We start from the raw sequence: 10951 nt of genomic DNA on the forward strand, positions 1-10951 counted from the left end.
ACGACAGCAATACTATGATTCCCTGAAAGAAGCAGCATAGGGTACAAAATCCTTGAGGAAAATGTGTCAACTAATCTTGACAAAATCATACTGCTTATCATATAAACACCCTTCATAAACTGTATACATTGTATTCTGGGCTGATACTTCTATATCTACAAGGCTTTCTCCTCTAAATGCTCCTTCCTCTATATTCGTTACACTTTCCGGTATTTCAATGTGGCTCAAGTGGTGTCCACTAAACGCATCTCCACGTATACTTGTTACCGGGCATCCCGCAATTGTATCCGGTATGACAAGCTCAGTCGCATCCCCATTGTAATCCGCAATCATTACCGTTCCGTCATTCCTGATAAAATACTTCCAGTCGCCTTCCACTTCCTGCTGTTCGACCACCTCTGCATCCGGCGTCTCTGCCGCTGCTTCCGCAGCAGGTTCTTCGGCATTTGCGTATACCGGAACCGCACACGCCAACATACACATACTTAGTACTACTCCTAACAATCTTCTCTTCATCCTTTGTCCCTCCTCTGTTTTATATGGCGGCATTTCACAATAACTGCCGCAATGCCGTCATAAGTAGCAGTACACTTGTTTCTTACATATATATTAACATTTTTTTCCTTTTTTTACACTCTAATTTTATTGTGAATTCTATTTATTTACGTTAGAAAAGTTGTTATAATATCGTTATATGGCGCATTATTATGAAAGGAGCATTCTAACATGAAAGCTTATGAAAGATTACTAAAATACGTGGTTGTACGCACGCCAAGCTGTGACGGCGAAGAAGAGCATCCGTCCTCTCAGTGTCAGTTTGATCTTGCAAGATTATTGGAAAAAGAAATGCAGGAGCTGGGGCTTACTGACATCTGCCTGGACGAGCATTGTTATCTGTATGGAAAGTTACCTGCAACACCGGGGTGCGAGGACAAGACCTCTATCGGTTTCATCGCTCACATGGATACGGTATCTGACTACTGTGACCATGAAATCGTTCCGGTTATTACGGAGAATTACGACGGCAGGGATCTGCCGCTTGGGGACAGCGGACTTACCTTATCCACCGACATTTTTAAGCATTTACCGGGACTTGCAGGGCGCACGCTGATTACCAGTGACGGCACCACCATCCTTGGAGCTGACGACAAGGCAGGAATTGCCGAGATTCTTACTCTGATTGAACGTCTGCAGACAGAAAATATTCCACACGGGCCTATCAGCGTTGCTTTTACTCCCGATGAGGAAATCGGAACGGGAGCCTCCGGCTTTAACGTAGAGCAGTTTGGTGCCAAGTACGGTTACACACTGGACGGCGACACAGAAGGAGAGATTCAGTACGAAAACTTCAATGCGTGCAAAGCACGTTTTGATATTCAGGGATTCAGCGTCCATCCGGGTTCTTCCAAGGATACTATGATTAACGCCTGCTTAGTGGCTATGGAAATCAACTCTCTTCTTCCGGGTATGGAGACACCCCGGGGGACGGAAGATTATGAAGGATTCTTCCATCTGACCGACATGTCCGGCGACTGCGCAAAAGCACAGCTCAATTACATCGTCAGAGACCATGACAAGAACTTTTTTGAAGCAAGGAAGAATACGCTGCGACTAATTGAAAAAAACCTGAACGCCAAATGGGGCGAAGGAACCGTTACTCTGACTATCACAGAGCAATATAAAAACATGGCTGAAATCATCGACGGTTGTATGCACTTAATCGACAATGCCAAAAAGGCTGCCGAAGCGGCGGGTATCGAACCGCAGGTTATCCCGATCCGCGGCGGTACAGACGGCTGCCAGCTAAGCTTTAAGGGACTTCCTTGCCCGAACCTTGGAACGGGCGGACATGCCTACCATGGACCATACGAGCATATTACTGTAGAGGGAATGGACAAAAGTGTCGACATGATTGTAGAATTAGTAAAGATATATGCAGAAATGTAAGATGGACACCATACCCGGTGCCACTTGCATAAAAGGGAACTGTCGGTTAATACCGATTTTTAACCACTGACATTCAAATTAAAACTTAGGGGAATTTTCCTCTAAGTTTTAATTTGAAGTATTATACGAGTCCATTTCAAGCTTATTCCACACTTTCCTTAAATCCTTCTCCCACAACCTCATTAGATTCCATAATAATAGTAAATGCTTTCGGATCAATCTGCCTTACCATTTTTTTAATCGTATACATCTGCTTATTATTGCAAGCACACATTACTACATCCTTTTCCTGGCCAGAGTAGCTTCCCCGTCCCTGCAGAATCGTAGACCCCCGTCCGGAATACTCGTCAATCTGATCCGCCACTTCTTTACCATGTTCTGTAATGATGAAAGTCATCTTGCCCTCATCGATTCCATACATAATGCGATCCATTACAAACGCCATCAGATACGTAACTATGATACCGTAAATCAATCCGTCAATATCCCGGAAGACCAGCACGCTTCCCAGGATAATTGTCACAATGTCCAGCCCAAACGTAATAATGCCAAGAGACAGATGCGGGTAAATCTTCTTCAGCGATACACTGATGAAATCCTGGCCTCCGGTAGATGAGCCCCGCATAAAAATCATAGCATATCCCACGCCACACAATACCCCCATACAAAGTGCGGCCAGGAACCGGTCTCCCTCATAGACAGGAAACAACGGCGCCACATAATCGATAAAAGCAGAAGATATTATCATAGATTTTACCGATTTTAAGAAAAAGTTTTTCCCCAGAAATTTATAGCAGAATATAGCAACCGGAATATTTAACAAAATGGTTCCGATACCTACCGGGATTTTAAATAAATGGTAGCAGATAATCGCAATTCCGGAAAATCCTGCTACCGGGAAATTAGCGTGCAGAGCAAAATTATACACGCCAACCGCAATCAAAATACTGGCAGCAATGTCAACCAGTATATCTACCCCAAGTTCCTTCCAATTTTCTCGTTTCATTAACATCACCTCTCCACAACAAGTTTATTATTCAAAAAAAAGAAGCTGCAAACTATAAAATATAATTCGCAGCTGCTCTTCTTTTTATTATTATATTCATGGATTTTTCTTTTGTCAACAGCCTCCTGATGGAGATTTTTATAAAAATCTTCCTCTTTTCACCGCATCTTCTCCATATTTTTTCCGAATCTCATCCAGCGCCTTGTCCAGTCTTTTTTGCTTTTCCGTCCGCGCGGCATCTTTCTGTTCCCGCTGAATATCAAAGATACTAAGCTGTTCCGGCTCATCTTCCTTCTGCAGCTTAGAGCTTCGGATTCCCAGCAGTCTGACAGGTCTTTTATCCCACAATTCATCAAACAATTCCACTGCTATATGATAAATCTCACTGTCATTGCTGGTTGCTCTGAAAAGCTGGCGTTGATGGGAACTATTTTCAAAAGTATGATACCTTATTTCCACACTCAGCATCCCCGCCTTCTGCCCGGCTTCCCGCAGCCGCGCTCCCACGCTCTCTGCAAGATGCAGCAGCACTTCCTTCGCCTCTTCCCTTGTCACAACATCTTTAGGAAGTGTAACGGAATTGCCAATCCCTTTGGCGTCCACTCTCACGGAAACTACGGAGTCATCCCCTCTTCCATTGGCGGATTCCCAAAGCATGCGCCCATGACTTTTCAAATGCAGTTCCAAAATTTCCGGATTCATCTGTGCCAGATCGCCGATTGTGTGAATTTCCAGTTTCTTAAGCTGCTCCACACTGGAACGTCCCGCCATATAAAGCTCTGACACCGGAAGCGGCCACATTTTCAACTGGATTTCCTCCGGGAACAATGTATGCACCCTGTTCGGCTTCTCAAAATCAGAAGCCATCTTTGCCAGCAGCTTATTTACAGAAATCCCTATATTGACTGTAAAGCCGAACTTCTCATAAATCCGGTTCTTAATCTCCAGTGCTCCCTCCACCGGGGAATAGAACCTGTGAGCAATCCCTGTAAAATCCATGTAGCACTCATCCACACTCACCTGCTCTATGTCTGGCGTATACGTACGGAGAAATTCCATTAAACGATGGCTGTACTCACTGTACATCTTATGGTTGGGCGGCTCCATTACCAGATTCGGACACTTGCGAAAGGCATTCGCCACCGGTTCGCCGGTCCGAATGCCATATTTTTTCGCCGGCAGGGACTTCGCCAGCACAACGCCGTGCCGTGACTCCTGGTTTCCGCCGATAATCGCCGGAATCATCCGCAAATCTCTCTCCCCGCCATTCTTTAATTCTTCTACTGCCGTCCAGCTTAAATATGCTGAATTCACATCGATATGAAATATAATGGACATTATCTGCTCCTTGCCGTCAACTTCCCATCCACAGCGTCAATCACAATCGTCTGTCCTGTTCCCACATCTCCCTGCAGCATTAATCTTGCTGCAAGCGTCTCTACATGCTTCTGCAGGTAGCGTTTCAACGGCCTTGCTCCATACATAGGGTCATACCCGCCTTCTACGATATTCTCCTTTGCCGCTTCGGTAAGCTCAATCTGGATTTCTTTGTCCGCCAGGCGCTTATTGACATCTGCTACTAACAAGTCAATGATGTCATAAATATTCCCTTTCGTCAATGGTTTAAACATAATCGTCTCATCCAGACGGTTCAAGAATTCTGGACGGAAATGCGCCCGAAGCTCATTCATAACCGCTTCCTGACTCGCCTCGCTTATATTTCCCTGTTCATCAATTCCTTCCAGCAGATAAGACGAACCGATGTTGGACGTCATAATCAGGATTGTATTTTTAAAGTCTACGGTACGCCCCTGAGAATCCGTAATCCGCCCGTCATCCAGAACCTGAAGAAGCACGTTAAATACATCCGGATGGGCTTTCTCCACCTCGTCAAAAAGAACCACTGAATAAGGTTTCCTTCTGACCGCTTCCGTAAGCTGGCCGCCTTCGTCATACCCTACATATCCCGGAGGCGCTCCAATCAGACGGGACACGGAATATTTCTCCATATATTCACTCATATCAATACGAACCATATTGCTTTCGTCATCAAACAGACTCTCTGCAAGTGCCTTCGCAAGCTCAGTCTTGCCGACACCTGTCGGTCCCAGAAACAGGAAAGAGCCTATGGGCTTCGTGGGATCCTTAATTCCTGCCTTGGAACGGATAATCGCCTCCGTTACAAGCTCTACTCCCTCGTCCTGTCCGATCACACGCTTATGAAGTTCATCCCCCAGATGGAGGGTTTTGCTTCTCTCGCTTTCATTTAACTTTGCTACCGGGATTCCGGTCCATCTGGATACAATTCTGGCGATTTCATCCTCTGTCACACTTTCGTGTACCAGAGAACGGTCTTCGTCCTTCACCTCTGCCTCCAACTCTGCAAGCTGTTTTTGCAGCTCCGGAAGCTTGCCATACTGCAGTTCAGCAGCTTTATTCAGATCATACGCCTGCTGGGCCATCTGAATTTCCTTACCTACCTGCTCGATTTCTTCCCGCAGCTTCTGTACTCGTTCTACCCCTACCTTTTCATTATCCCACTGAGCTTTCCTGCCTGCAAATTCATCCCGCAGCTCTGCAAGTTCCTGCTGCAGATGCTCCAGCCTTTCCTTACTCAGCCGATCCTCCTCCTTCTTAAGCGCCGTCTCCTCAATCTCCAGCTGCATAATACGGCGGTTCAGCTCATCCAGCTCTGTAGGCATAGAATCCAGCTCCGTCTTAATCAGGGCACATGCCTCATCTACCAGGTCAATTGCCTTATCCGGCAGGAACCGGTCAGAAATGTAGCGATTTGAAAGGGTTGCCGCCGCAACCAGCGCACTGTCTGTAATCTTAACTCCGTGAAAAACTTCATACCTTTCTTTTAACCCACGGAGAATGGAAATTGCATCCTCCACAGACGGTTCATCCACCATCACAGGCTGGAAACGCCGTTCCAATGCGGCATCCTTCTCAATATACTGACGGTATTCGTCCAGGGTCGTTGCACCAATACAATGCAGCTCGCCTCTTGCCAGCATGGGCTTCAGCATATTTCCTGCATCCATGGCTCCATCCGTTTTCCCTGCTCCTACAATCGTATGCAGCTCGTCAATGAAAAGGATGATACTGCCGTCACTGTTCTTCACTTCCTCCAGAACCGCCTTCAGACGTTCCTCAAATTCTCCCCGGTACTTAGCTCCTGCCACCAGCGCACCCATATCCAGAGAAAAAACGCTCTTGTCCTTTAAGGCTTCCGGGACATCGCCTTTCACAATACGCTGCGCCAGTCCTTCCGCAACAGCAGTTTTACCAACGCCCGGTTCTCCGATCAGAACCGGATTATTCTTCGTCTTACGGGACAGGATACGGATTACATTACGGATTTCCGCATCTCGTCCGATTACCGGATCCATCTTCTGTTCTCTCGCCCGCTCCACAAGGTCGCAGCCATATTTATTCAATGTATCATAGGTCGCCTCCGGATTATCACTGGTTACCCTCTGGTTGCCCCTTACCGTAGAAAGCGCCTGCAAGAAACCTTCCCTGCTGATACCCATTTCCCGGAAAATCTCCTTCATCTCTTTGCTCTGGTAACGAAGCAGAGCCAGGAAAAGATGCTCCACAGAGACATACTCGTCGCCCATCTGCTTTGCCTCATCCTCTGCGTGAACCAGCGCCTGATTCAGATACTGACCGACAAAAGGCTGTCCGCCCTGTACCTTCGGGCGCTTTCTGATTGCCTGCTCCACCTGATCCGTCACAAGGTTCTTATCAAGCCCCATCTTCTCTATCATCTTCGGAATCAGGCCGTCCTCCTGAGTCAGAAGCGCATAGAAAAGATGCTCCTGCTCAATCTCCTGGTTTCCATATTCCATTGCAATCTTTTCACAATCCTGAACTGCCTGGATTGATTTCTGCGTAAATTTATTTATATTCATAGAGATACCTCCTCTCAATGGAACTATTTTTTTCAGTTCCATTTTTTCATAGGCTACTTTACACTACCCATAGAAAGCTTTGTTTTCTGTTCTATTTGGAATATAACACTTATTGTTAGCAATGTCAAGAGGTGAGTGCTAATTATTTTGTGAAGATTTTGTGAAGCCTTGATTTTACGGGCTTCACAGGGATTTTTCACTTGCTTTCGCACTCGATTTTCTTGATTTGACCACATTTTTACGACAAATTCTTGAAAAAATATATTCGTCTGATTTTCTTACCACATTTTACGACAACGACTTCTGGTTTATACCACAGCAGGTATGGTTTCCGGCAGATTCATTTTAGACATCTCGTTTTCCACGTGAGACTTCTCTGCAATATGATTGTAGACATTCATTGTAATCTGTGCATCTGAATGTCCCATCACATATTGCATGACCTTTGGATTGACGTTGTTTTCACCCAATCTGGTACATCCCGTATGACGAAGGGTATGCGATGAAATAGGAGGCATCAGCTCCGGCTCTCGCTTCTCTTCTTCTGCCAGTTTGGTTTCTTTCTTATTATAGGCATTGACAATATTTTTCAGAAAGCTGTTCACTCCCGCCGGCATGATCGGACGTCCATGCTTTGTATTGAAGATGAATCCACTACGTCCACCGATCTCCACATTACTCTGTAAACCAAGCATCAGGTTCAGCTCTCTCTGTTTACGGAACGCGTCATATACCATCTGTGTCATAGGAATATCTCTGATTCCTGCATCCGTTTTGGTTTCTGAATCATGGAAACAATATCCTTCATCACCTTCATAATACACAAGCTGTCCACCTACATGGATCTCCCGGTTCTTCATATCCACATCTGACCAGGTTAAGCCGATGGTTTCACTCACTCTCAGGCAAGCCCCAAACATAACCTGCATCATTGGAAGATGAGGCTTATACACATTACTCTGTTCAACAAACTTCAGAAGTTTTTCCTGCTGTTCCAGTGTCAGTGCTTCTTTCTCCTTTGCCGGAGCCCCATAATCTCCAAGTGTTCCAGTTACCGGATTCTTGCGGATAATCCCGTCTTCCACTGCCAGTTCAAAACTGGGATTCAATAAACCATAAAGACCTTTGATCGTGCTGTGTGCCAGTCCTTCATCTGACAATGAGGAAAAGAACGTCCTTACGTGAGATGTCTTAAAATCCACAACACGAATGTTTCCCAAAGTATTTCGTATCCGGTAGTCCCACATACGGATATAATTCTTTTTCGTTCTTTCCTTGATATTCTTTGTTGCCATGTATCGCTCAAACAACGTATTTACGGTCAGCTTCTTGACTGATGCATCTGTAATAAGCAGATCATCCATATCCTTATTGATCTTCTTTTCCATTTCTCGCAGACTCGCCAGATCAGCTGCATAAACCGAATTACGCTTTCCGGTAATTTCATCCTTGTAGCGATACTCATAACGTCCATCCGGGCGCTGGTATTCACCTGTTTTTAAATTTCTGCCTTTATTATCTTTTCTTGCCATATCAATCATTCCTTTCACTTCATTTTTCGTTATTCGGAATGATTTTTGTCCTGTCGGTATCAGTCATTTACTGTCTGATATCTGTTCACAGATTAACATAATATTTTATGATTTCCAAGGGTAAATTCCTGCCAAATGCTAATTTTTATTTGCCTGTTTTACAGGAATATTTTCCCTTTTTTACTTTTCATTCCGAAGGAAAGTTGTTGTATTTTATCTTCTCATCTTTCATTACACTGCCATTGCATCAAGATATTTTTTTATCTTATCCACGTTATAAAGAACACGTCTTCCAATAATCACTCTTGCTTCTGCATAATCTGCAATTTTCTTTGCAGTTACTTCTCCGCAGGATAACATTGCCATTAATCCTTCAATATCTACCGTCAGACGGTTCTCAGCCTTATACTCTGTTGTTTTTCTCATGATGCACATACCTCCTTTCCTCCGTATTCTTCTGCATCACCTCCCAGACAGCGGTTATGCCCGTTGTCAGTACATATACTTTTTGTTTGGACTTCTTACGATGATTTTCCATTCTGTTCGGCGTGTTGGCTTCCATTTGTATATGGCGGTGTCAACGTTACAATTGACCTCTATCAGAAATCTTTCTGAATACTGGCAGCTTCTTCTCAAGCATACCAGCCGTTGCCGAAGTATCTTCGGTTTCCACATACTACTCTCTGATACAGCGGTGGAATCCTGTGTTACCTTTAAGCCCGAAAAGCACCCATACAGCTCATTCAATTTTCAAGGTTCAATAATCAAAAGTTTTGTAGGTGTACATTTTTGTACCTATTTGATTTAATGCCATTATATCCCCCGTTACTGCTAATGTCAATAGCACTTCATGCGTTTTAGGTTCTTTTTTGTACTCTTTTTTATTGATTTTCTGCTAGTTTGTGTTATAATATGGACAAATAGTTATTCATTTTTTAATTTTACTATCTTCAATGGATGTTTGTCAGGACTAATGCAGAGGTGACTTTATGAATTTTAATCTGAAACTAAAAAAAATCCGAACATTTCGGAAAATGACACAAAAAGAACTGTCAGAGAAGATCGGACTGACCGATCAACATAGAATTGTACAATATGAAAAAGGAGTTCGTGTTCCAAAAAAAGATCTGGTCGATAAAATGGCACAGGCTCTTGATGTTAATCCTTATACCCTCTATGATACCGCTGGACGTGACGCTTCCGAAATGATGGAACTGCTTTTCTGGCTGGATGAATTTAACCCATCTTCCCTGCATCTGTTTCTCCCTCGGAGATTTCCCGGTGAAAAATGCAATGAAGTAGCCGACACTTCCGTTTACTACCATGACAATGATAGCTGGCCTGCCCATGCTCCTGTCTGTATGTGGTTTGACTATGGAGTTCTGAATGATTTTTTGAAAGAATGGGTGGTTCGGATGGATGAACTGAAATCCGGTGAGATTACCAGAGATGAATATTTTGAATGGAAAATCAACTGGCCACAGACTTGCGATGGTTGTGGAAAATATGAACCTAAGAAACAATGGCACTCTGTAAAATCAGAACTCAGTGAAACTTAACAAAACTTAAATTCACTGCATTTTTCCTCTTTGGCAAAAGAAAAAGCACTGTAAAACCAATAATCAAACGGTTTTCAGTGCTTTTTTCATGTCTTTCCTATTAAATTTTTCTCAGACACCTATATAAGTGAAACTTAGCGAAACTTAAATTATGCCCAATATGGAATATACTTTTTATACCTTGGTGTAGTATCCGGATCCATTACTTTAATATTCATAATCTCTTAATCGTTCTACGATAGAGCGATTTCCTGCAAGTTTTTTATAGGATAGAAGAGGTGTTATCATACATATCAGCATGACAAGGATAATAGCACTGATTAAAGGAATCACTGGTACATTAAATGGAATCTCCATATAATTCATGGATTCAAAGCAAATATAGGTGATAACTGAACCAATCGTCAATGTAATAAATACAGAGAAAAGTGCATATAAAACCCCCTCTCGAATCAACAGTTTATTTATATGTTTTTTGGACATTCCAATACTTTCCATAACAGAAAATGTTAATTTTCGATTCTGAATACTGCTTGCGATTGTATTTGTATAATTTAAGACTCCAACCAGCAGAAGCAATAAAGCGATTATTACGCCTATTTCCATCATTTCTCCCTGCGATTCTTGAATTGTTCTCATACTTTCAAATTGAGATTCAGTGTGCAGGTCATTATTATATGGACTATCCTCTACAAGAGATGTAATCTTTTTTTCTAACACTTCGTCATATTTTTGATTATAGTAAATATACATATCTAATGTTGTCGGCTTAGAAATCAGGCTATTTAAATAGTCTTGACTTACAATCAACGAAGCACCTATATCTCTTCCGCTGTACTGTGTGTTATACGACACAGCTTCAACGGCAATTTCATATTGTTTCCCTTGAAGATTAAAGAGGTAGTGTCAAAAACTACCTGTTTTTTTGTACTAAAATCTAATAAAAACCTTGATTTTTAGGGAAATCTGCAATAAAAAGAGCATTGA

General features: G+C 43.2%; 9 protein-coding genes. 2 read left to right on the plus strand and 7 right to left on the minus strand.

Annotated features, from left to right (window positions below; all coding sequences use genetic code 11):
* Nucleotides 1-66: 66 nt before the first annotated feature.
* Nucleotides 67-516 (minus strand): leucine-rich repeat domain-containing protein, encoded by a 450-nt coding sequence (locus OCV99_RS17695; RefSeq protein ID WP_262576013.1) that lies wholly within the window; start codon nt 514-516, stop codon nt 67-69.
* A 210-nt stretch (nt 517-726) separates the two neighbouring features.
* On the opposite strand from OCV99_RS17695, the gene pepT reads away from it, so the two are divergent.
* Nucleotides 727-1947, plus strand: coding sequence for a peptidase T (pepT, locus tag OCV99_RS17700; protein ID WP_158372317.1), 1221 nt, complete (start codon nt 727-729; stop codon nt 1945-1947).
* A gap of 142 nt (nt 1948-2089) precedes the next feature.
* Here pepT and OCV99_RS17705 read toward each other — a convergent pair whose 3' ends face one another.
* The 5 genes from OCV99_RS17705 to OCV99_RS17725 all read right to left on the minus strand — a co-directional run bounded on the left by OCV99_RS17705 (nt 2090) and on the right by OCV99_RS17725 (nt 8831).
* Nucleotides 2090-2953 (minus strand): YitT family protein, encoded by an 864-nt coding sequence (locus tag OCV99_RS17705; RefSeq protein ID WP_158372319.1) that lies wholly within the window; start codon nt 2951-2953, stop codon nt 2090-2092.
* A 138-nt stretch (nt 2954-3091) separates the two neighbouring features.
* A complete protein-coding gene (locus tag OCV99_RS17710; RefSeq protein ID WP_227192882.1) occupies nt 3092-4294 on the minus strand; it encodes a Y-family DNA polymerase in 1203 nt (400 codons plus the stop codon).
* Nucleotides 4291-6873 carry an ATP-dependent chaperone ClpB gene (gene clpB, locus OCV99_RS17715; protein WP_158372323.1) on the minus strand — a complete coding sequence of 861 codons (2583 nt, stop codon included), beginning with the start codon at nt 6871-6873 and terminating at the stop codon, nt 4291-4293. The genes OCV99_RS17710 and clpB overlap by 4 nt, the downstream gene beginning before the upstream one ends.
* 308 nt (nt 6874-7181) lie before the next feature.
* The gene (locus tag OCV99_RS17720; RefSeq protein WP_158372325.1) at nt 7182-8405 is read right to left on the minus strand and encodes a site-specific integrase; all 1224 of its coding nucleotides are present in this window, start codon (nt 8403-8405) and stop codon (nt 7182-7184) included.
* Nucleotides 8406-8636: 231 nt separating this feature from the next.
* Nucleotides 8637-8831: a hypothetical protein gene (locus OCV99_RS17725; RefSeq protein ID WP_026649299.1), complete on the minus strand. Its 195-nt coding sequence runs from the start codon at nt 8829-8831 to the stop codon at nt 8637-8639.
* A 563-nt stretch (nt 8832-9394) separates the two neighbouring features.
* On the opposite strand from OCV99_RS17725, the gene OCV99_RS17730 reads away from it, so the two are divergent.
* Nucleotides 9395-9964, plus strand: a complete 570-nt coding sequence (locus tag OCV99_RS17730; RefSeq protein ID WP_158372327.1) for a helix-turn-helix domain-containing protein — start codon at nt 9395-9397, stop codon at nt 9962-9964.
* A 207-nt stretch (nt 9965-10171) separates the two neighbouring features.
* On the opposite strand, the gene OCV99_RS17735 is transcribed toward OCV99_RS17730, so the two are convergent.
* On the minus strand, nt 10172-10774 hold the full coding sequence (locus tag OCV99_RS17735; protein WP_262576014.1) for an ABC transporter permease: 603 nt from the start codon (nt 10772-10774) through the stop codon (nt 10172-10174).
* Nucleotides 10775-10951: the final 177 nt, after the last annotated feature.

This window comes from Dorea acetigenes (assembly GCF_025567385.1).
GTDB lineage: Bacteria > Bacillota > Clostridia > Lachnospirales > Lachnospiraceae > Claveliimonas > Claveliimonas acetigenes.

Excerpts from the sequence above, each read along its gene's own strand:
- OCV99_RS17695 (WP_262576013.1), bottom strand. The coding sequence starts at position 516 with ATGAAGAGAAGATTGTTAGGAGTAGTACTAAGTATGTGTATGTTGGCG.
- pepT (WP_158372317.1), top strand. The coding sequence starts at position 727 with ATGAAAGCTTATGAAAGATTACTAAAATACGTGGTTGTACGCACGCCA.
- OCV99_RS17720 (WP_158372325.1), bottom strand. The coding sequence starts at position 8,405 with ATGGCAAGAAAAGATAATAAAGGCAGAAATTTAAAAACAGGTGAATAC.
- OCV99_RS17730 (WP_158372327.1), top strand. The coding sequence starts at position 9,395 with ATGAATTTTAATCTGAAACTAAAAAAAATCCGAACATTTCGGAAAATG.
- clpB (WP_158372323.1), bottom strand. The coding sequence starts at position 6,873 with ATGAATATAAATAAATTTACGCAGAAATCAATCCAGGCAGTTCAGGAT.
- OCV99_RS17705 (WP_158372319.1), bottom strand. The coding sequence starts at position 2,953 with ATGAAACGAGAAAATTGGAAGGAACTTGGGGTAGATATACTGGTTGAC.
- OCV99_RS17725 (WP_026649299.1), bottom strand. The coding sequence starts at position 8,831 with ATGAGAAAAACAACAGAGTATAAGGCTGAGAACCGTCTGACGGTAGAT.